A 23378-nucleotide genomic window follows, 5' to 3' on the forward strand; every position below is an offset into this window, starting at 1 on the left:
CTTCTTCACGTCCAATCTCCTGGGGTTGGGGAATTGGACTCCAAACCGGCGTGCTACTCAAAAGCGGGGGGACGTCGGCTCCAACGTACAAACTCGTCGCGCCTATCTATAGCCGAGTTAGTCCACGCGACATTTCAAGCGTTAGCCTGAGTGCGGAAGACTCCCAAAGCTGCGCATCGTTAAGCTGAGGAAAAACGTCTTGCACGCGTTGAAGGCTGAAGAATGTCGCCTGCCCCCAAGGGAGGTAGTCGCCTCCGCCGTGAGGCCTAAACTTCAACACGTCACCATCCATCTTCACCTGCGCCGCTCTAACCCATGAGCTTGGCTGATCGAACTGTGAGGGTGTTTCCCCCACGAAGATGAAGACCACAAGAGGGTCCCACGTAGAAACTTGCTGGGCCAAAGTCTGCCCAAGCTCATCACGTACCGCATCGCTCCACTGGCGGCGGTACTTAACCTCGACCAGCCAATGAGTTGTCCGCTCCCTATTGGCCGCAAAGAAGTCTGGCAATTTGCGTAGTGCTATAGGTAGGCCCAAACCAACGTACTGATCCATGGGAAGATCCGCCACCTCCCTAACGGTCTCCTCAATGCCAAGGGGCACGACTGTAAGTCCCGCCTGTGCAAACAACGATCGCACAAGAGATTGCGTTACAGCACCTTTGAGTCGGTTCTGGTAGTTCATGCAATCAGCACCCAGGACATGGAGCAAAAAAAGACCGCAGGTGGCGGCACGAGGTCCGCACAGCAACGCATCCTTCAAATTCCATTAGAAACAGTCAATATCCGAACGCCTCGCCCAGCCGATCGCGCCATTGACTGCGCATGAGCCCGGCAAAGTACCCTACCCCAAACCCAGCATTCCACTTGCGCGACCGGCGATGAATTGTTCTATAGAACTCTTCATGGACCCCTTCGCTTGTTGATCCGCTTCGCCAACACTTTCACACGATTAGCGTGAGGATCGAACAAGGAACTTAGCGCACCCTCCAGCAAATCCAGTGCATCAATCACTTCTTGCTGTGTCAAAGCGCCCGAATGGACTCCCGCATTACCTATCCATTTGACAGCCAATAGAAGCTCGCTAGCTTCGGGATTCTTAACCGAGAGAAGCTCAATTCTTCGATGCAGCGTCAGGCGCTGTCGCTTGCCCTTGGCCGTAACAGACTTTTGGATTCTGAGTTGATCCAAGAGTCTTTCGGTTGCTGTACGAATGTGTGCAGAAGAGGAAGTAGGATCTCCCCACGCATGCGCAAATGCCATCTTTAGCTCTGATCTTACTTCAGATTTGCATTGCTCCGGAACGATGATAAGCGCAGGTGATGGATCGAAGTACTCAGGAGTATAGAACTCCTGATAGTCGTAACTCTGCCCTATCGGCTGCAATCCACCCCTACCCTTTATCGTTGCTACCTCAAGGCAGTCGGTGTTATCGCAAACTGCGAGCGCGACAAACCTTAAGGTTGTCCAGTCCGGATCCCACGCAGGATGATCTTGTGCGGCAACTGACTCGGCCGTTGCCTTGGCTGATATGGAGTCTTTGTCAATCCTTAAGTGACCTGCTTTGCATGTTGGGCAGGGCCACGCAGGTGACCTCTGTTTCGTAAAGGAGTCCCGCAAGTTTCTCTGGTTAACTGGCATAGAGGTCTACATGCCCAACAGTTGAGCTCTGGGTCGGTTTACGTCAGCAACTCACAGCCTACCGAACGTTGGATTAGTCACTTCGTGCTGCGCGATCTTAGGGCCAGTCTGGTCGTACTAACAAGCCTAGCTGCAACCGAAGAGGTCAACAGCTACGGAGATGGATGATGTCCACTCTGGATTGGAAGCGAACATTGACGAGACCGGAATACTGTTGCGGTGAGTGAAGGCTGCGCTCAGCTCCTGCCTGTCATCCGCTGCATGACGTTGTCCCTGCCTGCAAGCAGATGGAACAGCGCCGCCAGGATGTGCAGCCCGATGACCCAGTAGAAGGCCTCGCCGATCCAGACGTGGGCCGATTCGAGGAAGGCGGCCAAGGCTTCGTGCGGTCCGAAGAACGACGGGATGACACGCTCGGTGAAAGGCAGTCCGATGCCCTTCCCTTCTGCGAGCCGCGCCACGATGCCGGTCAACGGTTGCACGATCAGGAACGCGTACAGCAGCACGTGGGTCGTCTTCGACAGCAGCGCAGACCACGCGGACGGCGGCGGCACGATCGGCGGCAACGGCGCCTTCATGCGATGGACCAACCGGGGAAGCGTGAGCATCAGGATGACCATGCCGACCAGGAAGTGGGACTCGACGGCCAGGATGCGCTCGTCCGAGCCGCGTTCGAACAGCTTCCTTGCATTGATGCTGGCGTAGGCGATGACCACCAGCGCGAACGTCGTCCAGTGCAGCCGACGGGCGAGGCGCGAGTAGTATGTCGGTGCAGCGGTGATAACGATGGCGTCGCGTGTGGATTCGGTACTCATGGCGCGACTCCGGCGGACAAGTGCTCGTAGAGGATGGTGGCGCCCACCGCGATCAGTACCAGGCCGCCCAGCGCTTCGGCCCACTTGCCGATCAGCGTGCTGAGAACGCGACCGGCCATGATCCCGATGGTGACGAGCGCAAACGTACACAAGCCAATGACCGTGCTGACTACCAGGATGTTCACCTGCACGAAGGCCAGGCCCACGCCGACCGCCATCGCATCGATGCTGGTCGCCAGGCCAGTAAGCGCGATGCTCCACATCGAGCCGGAGGGCGCCGCGTCTTCTTTCTCGTCCTTGGCGAAGAAGGCCTTGTAGAGCATGTGCAGGCCCAGCGCGAACAGCAACGCGAAGGCGACCCAGTGATCCCATTGCTCGATGAATTTCGCCGCCGCCGAGCCCAGCAGCCAGCCGATCATCGGCGTGATGGCTTCGACGACGCCGAAGATGAGGCCGATGCGCAGCGCTTGCGGCCAGGTCGGCTTGACCATGCCGGCGCCTTTGGCCAACGCAGCAGCGAATGCATCGGTGGACATGGCCAGACCGAGCAGAAGGATGGAAACGGGATTCATGGGGGACGAGCACCTGCGGTCGGGACTTTGCGGACGAACGAACATCGCCGCGCCCGACCGGGGTCACGTCGATATCCGTTGGTCTCGCCACCCAATCGGTCCGCGCGCCATGGCCTAGTGAAGCCAATCATGTTGACGTGCGGGCTCCCACGGTCCGTGGTAGCTGGCTACTCCCCAAGGGAATGATCGTTCCTCATGGAGGAAGATCGGGGCGCAGGATATCGAGCCTGCTGCGCTGCCGCAAGCCCGGGGCCGAGCGCTGGGGGCGACCAACGACGCTCGGAAGGCAAATTACAGGACTGAGCTGACCGGAGCCCCGGCCTGAATACTCAGGCTAGACGCCGATCCGCTGATAGAGCCAGATTCTGAAAGAACCTCAAGTTCCCAAAAGTTCTTCCATTGTTTCTTCCATATGAAAGATTCCCCTTTGAGATTTTAAAGTCGTTAATTCTTGTCAGAACGATGTAGTAGACATTAGGGCTACTTGTTCGCGGTTTATGAACAAAGTTCGTAATCTGCGCGTCAACTTCGTAGAGCGCAGCCTTCTTCCCAACATTTGACTCAAATGATTTGGTTCGCTCTTTGCCAAGATCCGAAATGACGAGGCGTTGTTCGCCTGGCGTTATCAAGGGCGACAGCCAAGCTCTCTCCGTTCTAGAGCCGCCAGAGTTCCGCTTGTAGACGAGGTATTGGCTGGGGCTGTCTTGATAGGCATGAAGAAGGTATCTACCGGAAGATGAGTCTGCGCCAGGCGGTGCATCCTGCACCAACATACATAGCCTGAGAACATCCTTTAAGAGCAAGTAAGTTGAGTGAAGCGGCGGTATGTTCGGCTGACCGCTATTTGATAGCCTGAAAAACTTCGCCTCTAGCCAATTGTCTTGGTAGAAGCCATACGACGCAAAGTTCTCATTGAAAATGTTCAACGATGAAAGATTGATGTGAACATCTGCGTGCTTTGATGTGCCGTGATAAAGAACCTCGCTTCGCAGCAGAGATATGGGGTTCTGCACATTGCGGGAGTTCAGTTCTTGAAGAATTGCAAGAGAAAAAGCATTGGCTATAGTCGCCTCGAACTGGTATTCAGAAAATGGAGTTCCCGTTAGAAACTCCGGCATAGCCATGAATGCTTGCTCAAATATCAATGCACTCTCCAGTCTGGCCAAACTACCCGCTCCCGGCTTACCCAAACACATATGTTGGGCGCCCCTCGACACAAATTGATCTTAGGGCTGTGCGATGCGACTAACAAGCCGCGCAATCCCTAGTTTCGCGAACGAGCAAGAATGCAGTTGGGGTCCCCCTCCGGGCTGGACGCGGCGACTGCAGTAAGCGTTACCAGGCCAACTAGGCCCCACAGATGGACCAGTCGGCACCATCGGGAATGGCCATGGCAACCCGGCCGACGGCTTGCTTCTTGGCTCGGTCAATGGGCAAAAATGGAATACTTCAAACGCCGTTCTCACCAACGCTTGAAGGGCGACCGATGGTGATAGATCTTGTTGGCATGTCGGTCGAAGATGACTGAGTAATGGTTACGCAGTCTTTCGAAAAGGGTGACCGCTAGTGAGCCCTCCTTTCCGTCTTTGCGAGAAACCGCATAGCGATGCAGTGCGCCCAATACGGTATCGGGTACACAGCAGCAGGGCGTCGCTCCCTTGGACACGATGTTGACCTCTGGTGCCTGTAACGGTCGACGCTGGTTCTTGGCTTCCAGCTCGGTGTAGGCGCGGGTCACCGCCTCCTGTACGTCCGCCCTCGAAACCTTTGAACGGTTCTCCTCAACATGTATCGCGATCTCTGCGTCATCAGCAATCTTCAGGGCCGTCTCGAGAATCTCGCAAAGCAGGTCGGTGTAGGTCTTGGCGTACTCGCTCGGGCTAGTCAGCGGCGCCAGGGCGACCATGACCCTGACAGGTGAGGCGGCGATAAGCTTGACCACGGCCTCACGCTGGGACCATGTCGCATCACTCCAATGCAACCCCTTCTGGATGATAGACAGCGGATCGGCTGTCCCGAACGCATCTCCGGCCTCTTCGGCGAACAGCGTCCGTAGTTCTGTATCCAACCGGCCAGGCTCCAGAACGTCGGCAAGGCAGAGCGCGAGAAGCCGTGTGCCATCCGGATGGACGATCTCGGCCTCATCAACGAACCACGAAGCAGGTCGCAGCTGGATGACGGGCCTAGGCTCAAATGATTTGGCGATGTCATTCTCGTCGCATACCTTCTGCCAGGCAGCGCGCAGTCGATGCGCCAGACGCGGTTCGATGCTGGATACATAGTTGACCGTGCCATCCAGACGATTGACGTTGTGCTGTTCGGTGCCCCCCTCGCCGCCCCGCGATAGATGCTCCAGGAAGCCGAACTTCTCGATGTAGTAGAGCTCCTGCCTGAGCTTGTGCTTCATCGCGCGCGGGGCGTGGGGCGCGGCCTTGTCGGCCACGCTCAGGCCGGTGACGTAGTGCTTCTGGCCGAGCTTTGAGGTGCGGAACTTGCTCTTGTTCAGTCGGAAGAAGTGACGCTTGAGTACCGTTTCGATGATCTCTCGTGTGGGCAGTTCGCCATCGCCGGACAACGTAATGTCATCGGCATAGCGTGTGTAGGTGAGCCCCCACTCCTTGGCCAACGCATTCAAATCGTGGTCCAGGGGTGTTGCCACCAGGTTGGCGATCATCGGGCTGGCGTTAAGTCCCAAAGGAAGCGTGCCTTCGATGGTCAGGAAGCGCCCCAAAGCGTTGGTCACTGCCGGCTGCAAGCCTGCCGCTTCCAGGGCGAGCTCGACGCGCGCCAACGTGATGGAGGGAAAGAAGTCCTGAATATCTGCGCTAAGTAGCCGCTTGGCACCCACGTGGCGTCTTGCGTTGTGTCGTGTGGATCGGCCTTTGACGTAGCCAAAGGCGGCCTCATGGGGAAACAGGGAGCCGGGCCGGGAGAGGTAACGCTCCAGTACCCGTGCGGCAGACTTGTGGGCATGCTTGATGACCGGGCTGTGCGCTTCCCACACGACGCGGTACTTGCTCAGATCAAAGCTATCGAGCGAGAGCGTGACGATCCCCCGAGCGTCCTCAACAGGCACCGAGGGCAATGCACGGACGGCCCGCTTGGGGATCAGATGCCGGCGATAGATGCGCTCAGGCTCGCTGTTGTCTGCGATGAACGTGAAGATCTGCGTCGCAACGCCCAGCGCTTTGGCCAGTTGCTCAACGTTGGCCGGTCGAGCCAACTGCGGGATGTAGTCATCAAGGCTCATAGCAGGGGTGGGCGCCGTGCTGGAGAAGCAAGTGATACCGCGATGGCGGACGCGACTCGCGCCCTGAACCACAGGCAGGGACGCCCACCCCTGACTCGATAATATCAGCCGGCGGGGCTCCCGCTAGCTGCATGCATTCGGCTTTGCCGGAAGAGGATCGCAACGGCACTCAGGGCCTGCGCGGCGGCGTTGATGCATCTGCGACAATGCGACTTCCTTGCCCTGGAGATGCCAGCTGATGTCGTTCAAATCCGTCCTGATCGCGCTTGGATTCAGTCTGCTCGTTGCGGTAGGCCCGGTGATGGCTCAAACCCCTACCCGCGCTGCCGCCTTGGCGCCTGCCGGCGCACCGGCTCTGGGACCGGTAACGGCGCCGGTCACGATCGTGGAGTTCTTCGACCCGGCCTGCGAGTCCTGCCGCGCGATGTATCCCCACGTGAAGCAACTGCTGGCCGCCCATCCCAAGGACGTGCGCCTGGTGATCCGCTACGTACCCTTCCATGGGCAGGTATCCAAGGAGGCGATTGGTGTGCTGGAAGCAGCCCGGGAACAGAAGAAGTTTGAGCCGGTGCTGGAGACCTTGATGCGAAACCAGCCTGTGTGGGCCAGCCATGGCGCGTCGGATCCGAAGAAGGTGTGGGAGTTCGCTCTCGCCGCGGGCCTGGACCGCGCACGCGCACAGCGCTATCTGGCGACCGGAGCCGTCGAGACCCTGATCAAACGCGAAGTGGCCGCCGTGGAAGCGGCCGACATTCGCGGCACGCCGACATTCTTCGTCAACGGCAAGCTGCTGTCCGAACTGGGTCCTCAGCAATTGAGCGCGCTCGTGGCAACCGAACTCCAGCGCACCCGTAAGAAGCCCTGATCTTGGCGCGGCCTGCCGAGGTATTCGGCAGGCCGTGACGACGTAGAGAAGGATCACGACGTGGTGCCGCCGCGACCGTGATGTCATCAGCTTGAGGCTGTGGCGTTATGACCTGTCCCTGTAGGCCAGCAGACGCAGCGCGTTGAAGACCACCAACAATGTGGAGCCTTCGTGCACGGCCACCGCCGGACCGATACCGAGACCGAAGATCGTGGCCGGCACGAGGAAGGCGACGATGCCGAGGCTGACGAAGACGTTCTGCCGGATGATGCCGCGCGTGTGACGACTCAAGCCCACGGCGAATGGCAGGTGCTTCAGGTCATCGGCCATCAACGCCACATCGGCCGTTTCCAGGGCAACGTCCGAGCCGGCCGCGCCCATGGCGATGCCGACGGTGGCGTTGGCCATCGCGGGCGCATCGTTGACGCCGTCGCCGACCATGGCGACCTTGTCCTGATCGCGCAGCTTGCGGATCGCCTCGACCTTGTCTTCGGGCATCAGGTCGCCCCACGCCTCATCCAGACCGACCTCCTTGGCCACGGCCTGGGCCACCTTCTGGTGATCGCCAGAGATCATGATCATGCGCTCGATGCCCATGGCCTTCAGGCGCACCAGCGCCTGCTTGGCCGCCTCGCGCGGCGTGTCCATCAAGCCGATCGCGCCGAGCTCCCGATCCCCCAACCGCACGACCATGGTCGTCCTGCCCTGCTCGCGTAACGCGGCGATGGCCGCCGCCGCGGCGGCGCCCAGGGCGGGAACTCCATCCGCGCCGAACATCTCGGCCTTGCCGATCCATACCGGCTGATCGCCCAGACGGGCTTTGACGCCGCGGCCGATCAGGTTTTCCAGATCCGAGGCTGTCGGCAACTTGCCCGCATCCAACCGGCTGCGACCATCACGCGCGATCGCGGCCGCCAGCGGATGATCACTCAGCGACTCCACCGCAACGGCTACCTGCAGCAGCTCGGTCTCCGAGGCGCCGTCCACCGGCACCACATCGATGATGCGCGGGCGCCCTTCGGTCAGGGTGCCGGTCTTGTCGAAGGCCATCGCCTTCAACGAACCCAGATCCTCTAGCGGCGCGCCGCCCTTGATCAGCACGCCCCCACGCGCCGCGCGGGCGATACCGGACAGGACCGCGCTCGGGGTGGCGATGGCCAACGCGCACGGACTGGCGGCCACCAGCACGGCCATGGCGCGATAGAAGCTGTCGCGGAACGGCTCATCCACCACCACCCAGGCAAACAGCAGTAGGAACGCCAGCACCAGTACCGCAGGTACGAAGATCCGCTCGAAGCGATCGGTGAAGCGCTGGGTGGCCGACTTGCGTGTCTCGGCCTCGCTCACCATCTTCACCACCCGCGCCAGCGCGGAATCCTCGGCGCGCTTGGTCACTTCCACTTCGATCGCGCCGGCCCCATTGATGGTGCCTGCGAAGACCCGACTGGCCGCATCGACGCTGTCGGGCCGGCTTCGTGCCAGCGCGGCATCCTCCACCGGCCGCTTGTCCACCGGGATGGACTCGCCGGTCACCGGTGCCTGGTTGATGCTGGAGTTGCCCTTCAGCAGGAACCCATCGGCCGGCAGACGCTCATTGGGACGCACCAGTACCCGATCACCAAGTTGCAGGTCGCCGACCGGAATCTCGGTGGTGGTCTCGCCGCGGATGACGATCGCCGTGTCGGGTGCGAGTTCGGCTAGCGCCTCGATGGCGCGCTTGGCGCGTCCCATCGCGTAGTGCTCCAACGCATGACCCAAGCTGAAAAGGAACAGCAGCAACGCACCTTCGGCCCAGGAGCCTAGCGCGGCGGCGCCGGCGGCGGCGACCAGCATCAAGGTGTCGATTTCAAAGCGCTTGAGCTTGAGGTTGTCGTAGGCCTCGAGCAGCGTGTAGGCACCGCCAAAGACGTACGCACCGATGTAGCAGGCCGTGGACAACCACCCCGGCAATGAGGCGGCGAACTTCTCGATCAGAAAGCCCGCCAGCAGCAATGCACCGCACGTCAGGGCGAAGATCAGCTCGGCGTTGGGGCCGAGCAAGCCGCCGGCGTGGTCGTGGTCGTGCTTCTCCCCCCCGTGCTCGCCCTCTTTGCCGTCATGCGTATGACCGGCGTGATCCTCATGCTGGGACGGCTTGCCCGTCGCCACGCGTGCAACGCCCATGCGCTTCAAGGAGGCTTCCAGTCCGCCCTCGTCGATCTTTTCGCGCTCGAACTCCAGGTACACCGTACCGGCCGAGCTAGCGCGAGCTTCCAGTACGCCAAACACCGAGCTCATCTGTTCGGCCACGTTGCGGGCGCGTCGCTCATGCCCGATGCCGGTGACCGTCCAGGTCACGTGACCGAAGCTTTCCGTGACGCGTGCACCCGCGGCCTGGGCCAGCTCGCGAATGCGAGCCAGCGACATCACCTGCGGATCGAAGTGCACGCACAGTTGGCCCGGCCCCTCCCCCTCGGCAGGTCGAATGTGGACGCGGTCAACGCCGGGCCGCGCGAGCAGTTCGCTCTGCAGGCGCTCGATGCACGCATCGGCGGCATCCCGCACGTGGGGAAGCACAACGGGAATGTCCAGGCGCAACTTGCCAGGGGAGGTATCCATATCGATCTCGTCAGTGCTGCGCAGATGAACCTGAGTGTCCACAGCGCAGGTGAGTGCCACGCGACAGCACGGTCGTTGCGACCGGCGCACGCGATCCCAAAGTAGGGGCTACGCCAAGGCGGCGTGCGCCCGCGCGATCACGCGATGGGTGGGCGTAAGGGGTGCGTAGAGCGCTGGGCCAGCGCCAGGACCGCAGCGATGGGCGTATAGGCCTGACCGGGGATGAGCGGCCCAGGTGCCGGGAAGTCCGGCAGAATCACCGCGTGTGCGCATACGTCCGAATGATGGAACAGGCTGTGTGCGCCTTTGGCGTCTTCACCGGGCACATCGCCGCTGGCGTCGTGCGCGTGCTGAGTGGCGCTGAGATGAGTGGTTTGGTGCTCAAGGCCATGCAACTGCCCGAGCTGGGTCAAGACCGGATGGGCCTGCACTGCCACCGCGACCAGCCACAACACGCCCAAGGCGAGCCAGGTTTTGGCGTTGGCGGTCAGGATGCGCACTCGGTGGCCCCGGCTTGCACGAATGACCCGACGATACCGAACACCCTCGCGTCCGCCAAGCGCTGTTACACCGTAACGCCTTAACAAGAAGCGCTGTTTTCTGAATTACGTGATTGTCTAACGCGCAATGGGCTGACTACCATACCCCCACTATGAAACGCGCCCTGCGCCAACTCAGCCGTCTCCTGCGCCTCCCGGCGCTGGCACTGCTGTTGTTCGCGGTGGTGGCCAATCCGGTGCTGGCGGCCGTGGGCGATATCCACGAGTCGGCCCAGGCCGTGGCCGATCATGCCGATCCGGAGCACTGCGATGTCAGCGATGACGCCACCAGCGCGGTGGTTGATCAGGATGCCGGCGATCAGGACGAGGGTTCGGCCGGCGATCTGCTGCACGCGCTGGTCCATGGCGCCCATGCGTGCGGCCACCCGGTGGCTATTCCCTCGCCCGCCCTTGTGGTCGATCCGCTCGCTCCTCAGGCGATCGCGCCTGTGCACGAGATCCAGCCGCTGGATTCCCTGCAGCCGCTGTCCCTAACCCGTCCCCCGATTACGGCCTAACGCTGCACGCCGGCTTGCCGGTGCATCGTTCTTTCGCCTAATCGGAGATACCTCATGTGGTTGCGACTGGCAGCGTGCGCTGCCTTTTTGGTCGTGCCCGTTGCGTACGCGCAGACGGGGACGGCGCCCTCTTCTACCCTTTCGTTGGACGACGCCATTGCGCGCGTTGCCACGACACACCCTGACCTGCGCATCTTCGACGGACGTCGTCAGGTCCTGGATGCCAATCTGGCATCGGCGGCCCTCAAGCCCCCGATGACCCTCGGCGCAACCATCGAAAACACGCTCGGCACCGGCAACTATCGCGGTTTCAGCGAGGCCGAGCTCACGGTCACCCTGGCTGGGGTGATCGAGCGCGGCGGCAAGCTCAACGCCCGGCAAGCCCTGGCGCTGGCCAACATTGATACGTTGGCGCCGCAGCGTGAGATGGCAAGGCTGGACCTGCTGGCCGAGACGGCGCAGCGTTATCTGGCGGTCACCGCGGCGACCAAGCGCAAGAGCATCGCCGAGTTGGACATTGTTCAACGTAGGCGCGCTGTCGATGCAGCACGTACCCGCCTGACCGCAGGTGCGTCACCTGAGTCCGTCGTGCTCACCGCACAGGCGGCCTTGGCCACGGCCGAGCTGGATCGGGATCGTGCCATTGCCGATGAAGCGGCCACGCGCCAGAACCTGGCGGCCCTGTGGAATGAGCGTACGCCCAGCTTCACCGTGGCGGCGGGCAATCCCTTGGTGCTGCCGGAACTGCAGAGCTTCGATGCACTGAGTGAGTATCTGCAGAACACACCCGAGCTTGCTGAGTTGGCGGGCGTGGAGCGTGTACGTGAAGCCCAACTACGTCTGGCTCGTACGCAAGCTACGCATGATCTGCAGTGGCAGGCCGGTGGACGCTACAACCGTGCTACGAGCGATGTGGGGTTCATGGCCGGCATCAGCATTCCGCTGGGGTCGGCACGCCGCGCCGCACCGGGCATCCGTGCTGCTGAAGCCGAACTGGCGATGACGCCGATCGAACGCGAGTCCCTGCGCATCGATCTGTACTCCGCGCTCACCAACGCCTACGGCAATTACTCCACGGCACGGTTGGAAGTCGGCCGCCTGCGTACCGACGTGATTCCACGCTTGGAGAAGGCTGAGAAGGCCGCCGAGTACGCGTGGAAAGCCGGTGCGATCAGCTATCTGGAGTGGTCGCAGCTGCAGGCGCAACGCGTGGAAGCCAGCGTGCGCCAACTGCAAGTGGCCGTCGACGCACAAGCTGCCCTGATCGAGATCCAGCGCCTGACCGGGCAGCCGATCGTCGCCAGCGGCACCACCACCCCATAAGGATTTCCAAATGAAGAACGTTGCAAAGATTGCAGCTCCGACGTTGCTGCTGGGCGCTGTCCTGATGCTGGCCGCTTGCGGTGGTTCCAAGGACGCCGCGGAAGAGAAAACGGCGCCTGCCAAAGAGGCCAGCGCAGAGGGTGATGATCACGGCGCCGAAGGCGAAGCCGGGCACGAGGAAGGGGAAGCTGGCCACGGTGAGGAAGCCGGCGGTCATGCAGAAGAAGGTGCCGAGAAGACCACGATCCCGCAGGAAGAAGCTGACAAGAGTGGCGTGAAAGTGGCCAAGGTCAGTGAGGGTGCCATCAAGAACGAGTTGGAAGTCCAAGGCGTGCTGACGCCGATGGAAGGCGGCGTGGCCCAGGTCACTGCGCGCTATCCCGGTGTGGTGCGTGCCCTGCGCGCCAATGTGGGCGATACCGTGCGTCAAGGCCAAGCGCTGGCCGTGGTTCACAGCAATCTCAGCCTCACCACCTACACCATCACCGCACCGATCAGCGGCGTCGTCCTCAGTCGACAAGGAAGTGTCGGTGGCGTAGCCGCCGAAGGCCAGCCGCTGTTTGAGATCGGCGATCTGTCCAAGGTGTGGGTCGACCTGCATGTGTTCGGGGCCGATGCGCAGTACCTGCGTCCGGGCGTGGCCGTCACGGTCAGTCGCCTGTACGACAACGTCAGCGCTACGACGACCATCGAACGCGTGCTGCCCAGCACGTCAACGGCGAGCCAGAGCCTGGTCGCCCGTGCCGCACTGCCCAACGAGGATGGCTTCTGGCGTCCAGGCACCGCGGTCAAGGCGCAAATCACGATGTCCACAAGCGATGCGGGCGTCGTGATTCCGCAGTCGGCCATCCAGAGCATGGACGGCAAGGACGTGGTGTTTGTGCGTGACGGCGATACCTACACGGCGCGGCCGGTGAAGCTGGGTGATCGTGACTCCACGCAAGTGGCCGTGCTGGAAGGCGTGAAGGCCGGCGAGGACATCGTGGTGACCCAGAGCTACCTGGTCAAGGCGGACATCGAAAAGTCCGGCGCGACACACGCGCACTAAAGGAGACCGTCATGCTCGAAAAAATCATAAAAGTCGCGATTAATCATCGCTGGCTGGTCATGACGTTGACGGTGGCCTTGATCGCCATCGGCATCTGGAGTGCCCGTCAGATCCCTATCGATGTCACCCCCGACATCACCAACGTCCAGGTTCAGATCAACACCGAAGCGGCCGGTTACTCGCCACTGGAGGCCGAGCAACGCGTCACGTTCCCCATCGAGACGGCCATGGCCGGTCTGCCGAAGATGGAGTACTTCCGCTCGATCTCCCGCTACGGGCTGTCCCAGGTCACCGTCGTGTTCAAGGACGGGACGGACATTTACTTTGCGCGTCAGCAGGTCTCCGAGCGCGTGGCGCAAGTGAAGGCGCAAATGCCCGAAGGTATCGAACCCACCCTGGGTCCGATTGCCACCGGTATGGGCGAGATCTTCTCCTACACCATCGATGCCGATCCCAAAGCCCGCAAACCCGATGGCACGCCCTACACCGCCACCGATCTGCGTACGCTGCAAGACTGGGTGATTCGTCCGCAACTACGCAACGTTCCGGGTGTGACCGAAGTCAACACCATGGGCGGCTTCAAGCGTGAGGTTCACGTCACGCCTGATCCTGCCAAGCTGCGCTCGCTGGACCTGACCTTTGAAGATGTAGTGACGGCCCTGCAGGCCAACAACCAGAACGTGGGCGCCGGCTACATCGAACGTAACGGCCAGCAGTTCCTGGTGCGTGTGCCGGCACAGGTCTCGGACATTCCTGCCATTCAGAAGATCGTCGTCACCCGTCGTGACGGTGTGCCCATTCGGGTTCGTGATCTGGCCAATGTGGCCGACGGTGAAGAACTGCGTACTGGTGCGGCAACCCAGAACGGCCACGAGGTCGTGCTCGGCTCGGTGGTCATGCTCGTGGGCTCCAACAGCCGTGACGTCTCCCAAGCCGCGGCCGCCAAGCTTCAGGAAGCGGCCAAGAGTCTGCCCAAGGGCGTTACTGCCACGCCGGTGTACGACCGTACCTCGCTGGTGGATCGCACGATTACCACGGTCGCCAAGAACCTGATCGAAGGCGCGTTGCTGGTCATCGTCATCCTGTTCCTGCTGCTAGGCAACTTCCGAGCTGCTCTGATCACGGCTGCGGTGATTCCACTGTCGATGCTGTTCACCTTGACCGGTATGGAGCGCGGTGGCGTGTCGGCCAACCTGATGAGCCTGGGCGCACTGGACTTCGGTCTGATCGTCGACGGCGCGGTCATCATCATCGAGAACTGCCTGCGTCGCTTTGGCGAACGTCAGCATGAACTCGGGCGTGAGATGACGCTGGAAGAGCGTTTTGAAGTGGCCTCCAGCGCATCGGCCGAAGTGATCCGACCGAGCTTGTTCGGTCTGGGCATCATCACCGCCGTCTACCTGCCGATCTTTGCCCTGACCGGTGTGGAAGGAAAGATGTTCCACCCGATGGCCATCACCGTGGTGCTGGCGCTGACGGGCGCGATGATCCTGTCCCTGACCTTCGTGCCCGCTGCCGTGGCGATGTTGCTCGGTGGCAAGGTCGAAGAGAAAGAGAACTGGCTGATGCGCTGGTTCCGTGGGCGCTACGAACCTTTGCTGGATCTGAGCCTGCGTAGCGGCAAGCTGGTGGCCATCGGTGCGATCGCCCTGCTGGTTGGCAGTGGGCTGCTCGCCTCTCGCATGGGTAGCGAGTTTGTTCCCAGCTTGGATGAGGGCGACTTCGCGCTTCAGGCCATGCGTATTCCCGGCACCAGCATGACCCAGTCCTTGGGCATGCAACGCATCGTGGAAGAACGTTTGCTGCAGTTCCCAGAAGTGGAGCGAGTGTGGTCGAAGATTGGTACGGCTGAGGTCGCCTCCGACCCGATGCCGCCGTCGGTGGCTGACACCTTCGTGATGGTCAAGCCGCGTGATCAGTGGCCCAACCCGCGCAAGCTCAAGGCGGACCTGGTGGCGGAAGTTGAGGCGGAGATGAAGAAGATCCCCGGCAACAACTACGAGTTCACCCAGCCGATCCAAATGCGTACCAACGAGCTGATTTCGGGCGTGCGCGCGGACGTGGCGATTAACCTGTACGGCGATGACCTGGATACGTTGCTGGAAGTGGGCCAGAAGATCGAGGCCGCCGCCCGCAAGGTACCCGGTGCAGCTGACGTTCGCCTGGAACAGGCTGCTGGCCTGCCCATGCTCTCGGTGCTGCCCGATCGGGATGCCTTGGCACGCTATGGCCTGAATCCGGCTGACGTGCAGCGCAACGTGGCCACGGCCATCGGTGGTGAGGTGGCGGGCCAGCTGTTTGAAGGCGATCGACGCTTCGACATTGTCGTGCGTCTGCCGGAACAGCAGCGCCTGGATCCCACCGCGCTCTCGGCATTGCCCATCTCGCTGACGGCGGCCATCGCGGCCAACCAGGCTGATGAGTCGGTGGGTACGCAGGCCAACGCCGCGCAGGCGCAGGTCGTCCCGCTGAGTTCAGTGGCGCGCGTAGAGATCTCCGAGGGCGCCAACCAGATCAACCGCGAAAACGGCAAGCGACGCATCATCGTGACCGCCAACGTTCGCGATCGAGACCTGGGTAGCTTCGTCTCGGAACTGCAGTCGACTATCGACAAGCAGGTCACGGTACCGACCGGGTACTGGATCGAGTACGGCGGCAGCTTCGAGCAGTTGATCTCGGCCAGTAAGCGTCTGTCCATCGTCGTGCCGGTGACCCTGGTGCTGATCTTCGCCTTGCTGTTCATGGCCTTTGGTTCGGCCAAGGACGCGCTCATCGTCTTCAGCGGGGTCCCGCTGGCCTTGACCGGTGGCGTACTGGCGCTGGCACTGCGCGGAATTCCGCTGTCGATCTCGGCAGGCGTGGGCTTTATCGCCCTGTCCGGTGTGGCGGTGCTCAACGGCCTAGTGATGATCAGCTTCATCCGAAGCTTGCGCGAGAGCGGACAACCCATGGCCGAAGCCATTCGGGAAGGTGCGCTCACACGTCTGCGCCCCGTCCTGATGACGGCATTGGTCGCATCGTTGGGCTTCGTCCCGATGGCGCTCAATGTCGGTGCGGGTTCGGAAGTGCAGCGTCCGCTGGCCACCGTGGTCATTGGCGGAATCATCTCCTCCACGTTGCTGACGCTGGTGGTACTGCCGGTGTTCTACCGGTGGGTGCACACCCGCTTCAATCGCACCCCGGCGCACATGAAATCGTGACAGGGCACGGCGGCGGTGTACGCACCGCCGCCATACCCCGTTCCTAGCCGCTCTTTTGCATCTGTTCTTAGGAGAACACGCATGAGCACAGGGCATGATCATGGAACGTCCGAGATCCGGTACGAGAAGCCCCTATGGTGGGCGCTCGGCCTGACTTCCACGTTCCTCATCGCCGAGATCATCGGCGGTCTGGTAACAAATAGCTTGGCGCTGCTATCCGATGCGGCGCACATGATGACCGATGTCATCGCCCTCACCGTGTCGCTGATCGCGGTGCGTATGAGTCGACGTCCGGCTGATGCTCGCCGCACCTATGGCTATGCCCGTATGGAAGCCATCGGCGCGATCATCAACGGCGGTCTGTTGTTCGTGGTTGCCGGTTACATCCTGTGGGAGGCGGTCGGGCGCTTTCGTGAGCCGCCTGAAGTTGCGTCCACGGGCATGTTGGTCATCGCCACCCTGGGTCTGATCGTCAACCTGATCTCTATGCGTCTGCTACGGGCCGGCAGTGGCACCAGCCTGAATGTGAAGGGTGCCTACCTGGAGGTCTGGAGCGACATGCTCGGATCGGTGGGTGTGATCATTGGTGCGATTGTCATCAAGGTCACGGGCTGGACGCTGGTCGATCCGATCATTGCGGTGTTGATCGGCCTGTGGGTGCTACCCCGTACCTGGACCCTGCTCAAGCAGGCCGGCCATATCCTGATGCAGGGTGTGCCGGAAGGCATGGACGTAGCGGCCATCCGTAAGCGGCTTATCGAGATGCCGGCCGTGCAGGAGGTCCATGATCTGCACGTGTGGTCGCTGGGGACTGGGCAGGTCGTGCTGACGGCTCACATCGTTCTGGCGGCGGGAGTGCCCGATCCGGACACGATCCAAGTCGAACTCTCCCGGGTGATCGAGCAGCAGTTCGATATCCATGATGTGACTTTGCAGGTGGAACGCACTTCGTGCAGAAGCGAGGTGGGCCATGCCTGACCGGAATCGAGCGAGTTTCCGCAAGGTGTTCGCCCGATTCCAAGACACATCGCTCCGAGGTTCAACAAGCGCACACCGTCCGCGTTGGCGGGTGGCGCTGAGCCTGGAGCTGGTCATCCTGATGGTTGCCGTCTTCTTTGCGTTCACCGCAAACGGCGCCTTCTGGGCCAGTGTCAAAGAATCAGGCGTCCTGAGCGGCGCGAGAGAACTGCGTTTCTACATCGGGGTGACCGCCGCCCTGGTCGGCTTGCATGCGTTGCTGTTCGGCTTGGTGCTCAACCGTTGGATTGCCCGACCTGTTCTGGCGGTCCTGCTGGTGGCCACCGCTTCGGCGGCCTACTTCGCTAGCACGTATGCGGTCTATCTGGATCCGAGCATGGTCCGGAACGTGATCAGAACCGATACGCAGGAGGCGCGCGAGTTACTGACGTGGGACATGCTGGGAACCGTCCTGTTGATGGGCGTGCTGCCTGCTGCCGCGTTGTGGCTGGTGCACTTTCCTCGGGTGTCGATCAAGCGAGCGTTGTTGCGGCGGACGTTGTTCCTGGGCGCGATGTTTCTGATTGCATGCGTCGGGGTGATGGCGACGTTCCAGGATCTGTCATCGCTGATGCGCAATGACAAAGCGCTGCGCTACCTGATCGCGCCGGGCAACTACCTGGCGTCCATCACGCGCGTGCTCAGCCAAGAGGCCGGGAGCCCAAAGCTGCCGCGCCAGGTCGTGGCGGCCGATGCCCGGCAGCAGGCGCACGCGCCCTCGACCAAGTCCCACCTGTTGGTGGTCGTGGTTGGCGAGACCGTGCGCGCCCAGAACTGGGGCTTAAACGGCTACGAACGGCAGACCACGCCTCAGCTGTCGAAGTTGAACGTCATCAACTTCAGCGACGTCACTGCGTGCGGGTCCAACACGGAAGTCTCCGTGCCCTGCATGTTCTCCCTTGCTGGCCGGCGCAACTACGACCGCGAGAACATCGTGGGTTCCGAGTCGCTGCTACACGTGCTGGAGCGGGCCGGCGTCAAGACGTTGTGGCGGGACAACCAAACCGGCTGCAAGGGCGTCTGCGATGGTTTGTCCTTCGAGTCCTACCGCAAGCCGCCGGAGAGCTCGCTGTGCGATGACCAGGCCTGCCGTGATGCGGTGATGCTGCAAGGTTTGCACGATGTGATCGATGACAACCCCGGCGACACGGTGGTGGTTCTGCATCAACTGGGCAATCACGGGCCGGCGTACTTCAAACGCTATCCGGAAGCACTCCGTCAGTTTCGGCCTGACTGTCGTTCCTCGGATCTGGGCAGCTGCACGCGGCAAGAGATCGTCAACGCCTACGACAACGCCATCCTGGAAACGGATGACTTCCTGTCCAAGACGATCCAGATGCTCTCGCAAGACACCACGCACGACACGGCGATGATCTATGTCTCCGATCACGGCGAGTCGCTGGGCGAAGGCAACGTCTATCTGCACGGCTTGCCCTACTCCATTGCGCCGGACACCCAGATCAAGGTGCCGATGGTGGCCTGGCTTTCACCGGGCATGGCCAGCGGTAAAGGCGTCAACACCGCGTGCGTGCGTAGTCGGGCAAGCCAGCCGATCAGTCACGACAACCTGTTCCATTCCGTGCTCGGTCTGATGCAGGTCAGCACTACGGCTTACGACCCGAAGCTCGATGTGTTTTCGGGATGCCAGACCACGGCAGGAGCCTCGCCATGAGGCTCCCGTATTGCCCCTCACCTCTCGCCCGGCACCTGTTGCCAGGCCTTCGGCCGCTTCGAACCACGCGCTTGAAGCAGTCACTCACTTCTTCTCAAGGAGTCTCCCATGGCTGACGGTTATGGCCACCTGCCGCGTGGCCCCAAGCGTTTGATGATGGCGGCACGTTGGTCTGCTCAAGGACTGCGTGCGGCTTGGCTGCATGAGTCTTCTTTTCGTCTCGAGGTAGTGCTCGCCCTGGTGCTTGCGCCTTTGGGCCTGCTGCTGGGCGAGACCGGTGTAGAGCGTGCACTGCTGGCCACCACGGTCTTGCTGGTGCTACCGGTCGAACTACTTAACTCAGCGATCGAAGCAGTCATCGAGCGCTACGGCCCCGAGCACCACGAACTGGCCGGCCGCGCCAAAGACATGGGCTCGGCTGCGGTTTTCATGACGTTGGCGGTTACCGCCCTGACATGGCTGGCCATCTTGGCCAGCTGATGTCACCGGGCTGGAGGTTGATATGGCGTACATACTTTTTGGAGCACTGCTCTTTGCTGTGGGCTGGGGCCTGAAATCGGCGATGTCGGTTCCACACCCTGATGGCCTGACCGTCATCCTCAGCAGCACCGTCGTGCTGGTGGGCTCGCTGTTCTGGGTAGTAGTGACGCTGCACGCGCTGGATCTGCTGGTGGCGTTCAGACGCGACGATCGCCGGTACCTGTCTGAGTTCGCTGCGGCGATGCGGCCACGACTGCGTGAGTTGCTGGTGGCAACGCCGGTGATGTTGCTCGGCTTGCTCATCGCCTATCGATCCGTGGGCACCGCCGGCACCGTGGTCGCCGCTTTGGAGGCGCCGTTCTACGCGCTCGCCATCGCGTCGGCGCTGATGGCCAGACCCCTGCAGGCCACGCCCGTGCGTCGGCGACGCACGGGCATCGTGCTGAGCGTGATTTACGGCGCCCTGTTCGCGATCACGGCTGTCTTGCAATCAGTCGTGGCCACCCGTACGGGCATGCAGGGCGCCGCGCCGTGGCTGGGGGTGACGTCGGCCCTGGCCGCGATCGCGGCCTTTGTGTCGGCGGCCAAGTTCAGATCCTCGATCGAGCAGGCACGCGCTCTGTCATCGCCGGTGATCGAGAGCCTCGGCAATCCCTTTCCCAGTCATCAGAACGGGCCGTCCTCTCCCGACAGCCCATCGTCGCGTTTGCGCAAAGGTCCGTCCCCGCCGCATGGCGGGCGAAAGCGTCGACGCCGCTTCTAGATCGCGCGATCCCGCACTGAAGTTCTTGAGTCCTTTTCATCTGTTTGCACGAGCGATACGCCGATGCGTCATTCCCTTAGCGACCTTTCTCCCGGCCAAACCTGGCTCTTGATCCTGCTGGTCATCACGGCGCTGTTGGCGGGCCTGGGGCTACGCGAGCCGATGCCCGCGGATGAGCCCCGCTTTGTGCTGGCGGCCAAGACCATGGTGGAAACCGGCCAATGGCTGTTCCCCTACCGAGGTATTGAGCTCTACGCCGAGAAGCCGCCCACCTTCATGTGGCTGCAGGCGGCCAGTTATGTCTTGGTGCGCAGCTGGGATGTGGCGTTCCTGCTGCCCTCCCTGCTGGCGGCGCTGCTGACGTTGTGGCTGACGGGCGACATTGCCCGGCGCCTGTGGGGCAAGCGCACGACCGACTACACCGTGTTGGGCCTGTTCGTCTGCCTGCAGTTCGTGCTGCAAGCCAAGCGCGCGCAGATCGACATGGTGCTGGTGGGCATGACCACGCTCTCGCTATGGGCGCTGGTGCGCTACCTGCTTGAAAAGCCCAGCCCCTGGCTGCTGATGGTGGGCACCTTCGCCGCTGGCTTGGGCACGGTCACCAAGGGCGTGGGCTTTCTGCCGTTGTTGGTGTTCGTGCCTTGGCTGTGGGTGCGGTGGAAGTCGCCCCACCTCCTGCCCTCGCACCGAGGGGTGCATGTGCTGGCCGGCATTGCGGGTTTTGTGCTGGGCGCGGGTGTATGGCTGGTACCGATGCTGGCCACGGTGGCGGCCTCATCGGATCCGGCCCTGCACACCTACGCGCGGGAAATGCTGTTCAAGCAGACCGGCACCCGCTACGCCAATGCCTGGCACCACGTAAAACCCGCTTGGTACTACCTACAGACCATGCTCACGCTGTGGCTGCCAGGCGTGCTGCTCGCGCCGTGGTTGCTGCCGGCGTGGTGGCGGCGTGTGCGTCGCGTGGACCCGCGTTACGCGCTACTGCTCGGTTGGGCGCTGCTGGTGCTGGTCTTCTTCAGTGCCAGCCCGGGCAAGCGCGAGGTCTACATCTTCCCGATGCTGCCCGCCCTGGCCATCGCGGCCGCTCCCTTGTTGGCGGGTTTGCTGCGTCGTCGCGGCGTTCGCGCCGTGCTGTGGTCCTACTTGTCGGTAGTGGTCACCGTTACCGCTGCCCTGGGGCTGTGGTTGCTGACCGCCTCACCCGAGCGCGTGCATGGCCTGCTCGACGGCCGCGGCATGGACATGGGCACGGTCAAGCAGGTCAGTGGATGGCTGCTGGGCTTCACCGTCGTGAGCCTGGTTGTGATGCTCGCCGCACGCCGGTGCGTGGTGCTTGCGCTGGTGGCCGTCACCGCCTCGCTGTGGATCACCTATGGCGTGGGGCTCATGCCGGCGCTCAGTCCGGACAGTTCTGCCAAAGCACTGATGCAGCGCGTGGAAACGACCATCGATCTGGATGCCGAGCTGGCCATGCTCGGCTGGCGCGAACAGCACCTGCTCCAGGCCGAGCGATCGGTTACCGAGTTCGGCTTCAAGAAGCCCTGGGTGGAGCAGTGGCAGCAGGCGCACGCCTGGCTCCTGCAGGACCCCACACGACGCTGGCTGTTCCTGCGCAAGGAAGCCATCGGGCCTTGCCTGGATCCAACGCAGGTCATCGACATCGGCGCCTCCAATCGACGCGCCTGGATTCTGGCACCGGGTACGGCCTGGATCCCGGACTGCGAGGTTCCGGCCACGTGGTCAGCCGATGTCAGTGAAGACTGAGTCCTCCTTCTCCTTTCCCGCACGCCCTTCTACTGAGTCCTTCGCCATGCAAAGCCCGTCGCTGCCCCGGATGCCCAGTCTGTCGGTCGTCATTCCCGTCTTCAATGAACGCGGCAACATCGGCCCGCTCGTGCAGGAGGTGGTGCACCACCTGCGCGGCAAGATCGCCTTCGACATCATCTGTGTGGACGATCGCTCCGACGATGACACACGCGAGGTGCTCGGCTGGCTAAAAGCCGAGGTGCCCGAACTGCGGGTGTTGCTGCACCATCAACGCAGTGGGCAAAGCACCGCCATCCGCAATGGCGTCAAGCACGCGTTCTCGCCCTGGATCGCCACGCTCGATGGCGATGGCCAGAACGATCCAGCCGATATCCTCAAACTGCTAGCGGCTCGCCAAGCCGCGTCACCGCAGGTGCGGCTGTTCGCCGGCTGGCGCACCGAGCGCAAGGACACGGCCAGCAAGCGCTGGGCTTCGCGATGGGCTAATCGCATCCGGCAATCGCTGCTGCGGGATGACACGCCCGATACCGGCTGTGGCATCAAGCTGTTCGACCGCGCTGCCTTCTTGGACCTGCCCTACTTCGACCACATGCACCGCTACCTGCCGGCACTGATGCAGCGCGCCGGCTGGAAGACCCTCAGTGTGCCGGTCTCCCACCGATCGCGGGGATCGGGCCAGTCCAAGTACACCAACCTAGGCCGTGCCCTGGTGGGCATCCGTGACCTGATGGGCGTGGCTTGGCTGATCCAGCGCAGCCACGTGACCGCCACCAGCGAGCTCAGTGCCGGCTCCAAGTCATGAGCGTCATGGACCAGGAAATCCTGTGGCTGAGCTGGACGGGCTTGCACACCACGCCCTGGAAGCTCATTGGCCTGACTGGCGCGGCCTTGTTCGGCGTGCGCTGGCTGGTCCAGTTCGTGGCGTCCAGACGCGCCGGCCGGCCGGTGATCCCGCGCTTGTTCTGGTACATGAGCTTGTGCGGCAGCCTGATGGCCTTGAGCTACTTCCTGTTCTCTTCCAAGCAAGATGCCGTGGGCGTCGTGCAGAACCTGCTGCCCGCCTTTACCGCCGCCTACAGCCTGTATTTGGATATCCGCGTGCACCGAAGGCACGACCGGGCTGGTCGCCAGGGCCAGCAAGCACCGGGTGAAGCGGGCGCGCTGGATCGCCTCAATGACTGAGGAGGTCTCCGCATTCGACACGCGCCCTAGGCCTGTCCCAGAGGCGGCAAGTCCGCCCAACACTCCCATCTCTCTGCCCGCTCACTTCAACGTCTGGTGGGGCCTACTGTTACCGGCCGCCACCC

At 62.2% G+C, this 23378-nt stretch carries 20 protein-coding genes; 12 read left to right on the forward strand and 8 right to left on the reverse strand.

Going from position 1 to position 23378, the window contains the following annotated elements; genetic code table 11:
- Positions 1–106: 106 nt before the first annotated feature.
- The 6 genes from AC1Q5B_RS17750 to AC1Q5B_RS17775 all read right to left on the reverse strand — a co-directional run bounded on the left by AC1Q5B_RS17750 (position 107) and on the right by AC1Q5B_RS17775 (position 6278).
- Positions 107–685 carry a hypothetical protein gene (locus AC1Q5B_RS17750; RefSeq protein ID WP_162108759.1) on the reverse strand — a complete coding sequence of 193 codons (579 nt, stop codon included), beginning with the start codon at positions 683–685 and terminating at the stop codon, positions 107–109.
- A gap of 218 nt (positions 686–903) precedes the next feature.
- Positions 904–1641, reverse strand: a complete 738-nt coding sequence (locus AC1Q5B_RS17755; protein ID WP_492632821.1) for a DUF8608 domain-containing protein — start codon at positions 1639–1641, stop codon at positions 904–906.
- 236 nt (positions 1642–1877) lie between these two features.
- A complete protein-coding gene (locus AC1Q5B_RS17760) occupies positions 1878–2456 on the reverse strand; it encodes a cytochrome b (protein WP_162108757.1) in 579 nt (192 codons plus the stop codon).
- Positions 2453–3028: a manganese efflux pump MntP gene (locus tag AC1Q5B_RS17765; protein ID WP_162108756.1), complete on the reverse strand. Its 576-nt coding sequence runs from the start codon at positions 3026–3028 to the stop codon at positions 2453–2455. Before AC1Q5B_RS17765 ends, AC1Q5B_RS17760 begins: the two co-directional genes overlap by 4 nt.
- A 329-nt stretch (positions 3029–3357) precedes the next feature.
- Positions 3358–4173, reverse strand: coding sequence for a hypothetical protein (locus AC1Q5B_RS17770; RefSeq protein ID WP_162108755.1), 816 nt, complete (start codon positions 4171–4173; stop codon positions 3358–3360).
- A gap of 317 nt (positions 4174–4490) precedes the next feature.
- Positions 4491–6278 (reverse strand): reverse transcriptase family protein, encoded by a 1788-nt coding sequence (locus AC1Q5B_RS17775; RefSeq protein ID WP_162108754.1) that lies wholly within the window; start codon positions 6276–6278, stop codon positions 4491–4493.
- A 238-nt stretch (positions 6279–6516) separates the two neighbouring features.
- Between AC1Q5B_RS17775 and AC1Q5B_RS17780 the strand changes: the two genes are divergently transcribed.
- On the forward strand, positions 6517–7143 hold the full coding sequence (locus tag AC1Q5B_RS17780) for a DsbA family protein (RefSeq protein WP_056881651.1): 627 nt from the start codon (positions 6517–6519) through the stop codon (positions 7141–7143).
- Between the two features lie 105 nt (positions 7144–7248).
- Here AC1Q5B_RS17780 and AC1Q5B_RS17785 read toward each other — a convergent pair whose 3' ends face one another.
- Entirely contained in the window at positions 7249–9831 is a 2583-nt protein-coding gene (locus AC1Q5B_RS17785; RefSeq protein ID WP_492632822.1) for a heavy metal translocating P-type ATPase, read from the reverse strand.
- Between the two features lie 47 nt (positions 9832–9878).
- Complete coding sequence (locus tag AC1Q5B_RS17790; RefSeq protein ID WP_056881653.1) at positions 9879–10241, reverse strand: hypothetical protein; 363 nt, start codon at positions 10239–10241, stop codon at positions 9879–9881.
- A 152-nt stretch (positions 10242–10393) separates the two neighbouring features.
- On the opposite strand from AC1Q5B_RS17790, the gene AC1Q5B_RS17795 reads away from it, so the two are divergent.
- The 11 genes from AC1Q5B_RS17795 (at position 10394) to AC1Q5B_RS17845 (ending at position 23253) form a co-directional block, all read left to right on the forward strand.
- Positions 10394–10798, forward strand: a complete 405-nt coding sequence (locus tag AC1Q5B_RS17795) for a hypothetical protein (RefSeq protein WP_056881654.1) — start codon at positions 10394–10396, stop codon at positions 10796–10798.
- A gap of 54 nt (positions 10799–10852) precedes the next feature.
- The gene (locus tag AC1Q5B_RS17800; RefSeq protein WP_492632823.1) at positions 10853–12121 is read left to right on the forward strand and encodes a TolC family protein; all 1269 of its coding nucleotides are present in this window, start codon (positions 10853–10855) and stop codon (positions 12119–12121) included.
- A gap of 10 nt (positions 12122–12131) precedes the next feature.
- Positions 12132–13169, forward strand: coding sequence for an efflux RND transporter periplasmic adaptor subunit (locus tag AC1Q5B_RS17805; RefSeq protein WP_056881656.1), 1038 nt, complete (start codon positions 12132–12134; stop codon positions 13167–13169).
- A gap of 11 nt (positions 13170–13180) precedes the next feature.
- On the forward strand, positions 13181–16369 hold the full coding sequence (locus tag AC1Q5B_RS17810) for an efflux RND transporter permease subunit (RefSeq protein ID WP_056881657.1): 3189 nt from the start codon (positions 13181–13183) through the stop codon (positions 16367–16369).
- 81 nt (positions 16370–16450) lie between these two features.
- Entirely contained in the window at positions 16451–17347 is an 897-nt protein-coding gene (locus AC1Q5B_RS17815) for a cation diffusion facilitator family transporter (RefSeq protein WP_056881658.1), read from the forward strand.
- Positions 17340–19058: a phosphoethanolamine transferase gene (locus AC1Q5B_RS17820; protein ID WP_162108749.1), complete on the forward strand. Its 1719-nt coding sequence runs from the start codon at positions 17340–17342 to the stop codon at positions 19056–19058. The genes AC1Q5B_RS17815 and AC1Q5B_RS17820 overlap by 8 nt, the downstream gene beginning before the upstream one ends.
- Positions 19059–19166: 108 nt before the next feature.
- Positions 19167–19538 carry a diacylglycerol kinase gene (locus AC1Q5B_RS17825; protein WP_056881660.1) on the forward strand — a complete coding sequence of 124 codons (372 nt, stop codon included), beginning with the start codon at positions 19167–19169 and terminating at the stop codon, positions 19536–19538.
- 22 nt (positions 19539–19560) lie between these two features.
- Positions 19561–20301, forward strand: a complete 741-nt coding sequence (locus AC1Q5B_RS17830) for a hypothetical protein (protein WP_155944762.1) — start codon at positions 19561–19563, stop codon at positions 20299–20301.
- Between the two features lie 63 nt (positions 20302–20364).
- Positions 20365–22068: an ArnT family glycosyltransferase gene (locus AC1Q5B_RS17835; protein WP_081420486.1), complete on the forward strand. Its 1704-nt coding sequence runs from the start codon at positions 20365–20367 to the stop codon at positions 22066–22068.
- Positions 22069–22138: 70 nt separating this feature from the next.
- Positions 22139–22873, forward strand: coding sequence for a glycosyltransferase family 2 protein (locus AC1Q5B_RS17840; RefSeq protein ID WP_056881663.1), 735 nt, complete (start codon positions 22139–22141; stop codon positions 22871–22873).
- Positions 22870–23253, forward strand: a complete 384-nt coding sequence (locus AC1Q5B_RS17845; RefSeq protein ID WP_056881664.1) for a lipid-A-disaccharide synthase N-terminal domain-containing protein — start codon at positions 22870–22872, stop codon at positions 23251–23253. Before AC1Q5B_RS17840 ends, AC1Q5B_RS17845 begins: the two co-directional genes overlap by 4 nt.
- Positions 23254–23378: the final 125 nt, after the last annotated feature.

The organism is Pseudoxanthomonas sp. GW835-FHT14C01 (genome assembly GCF_058793715.1).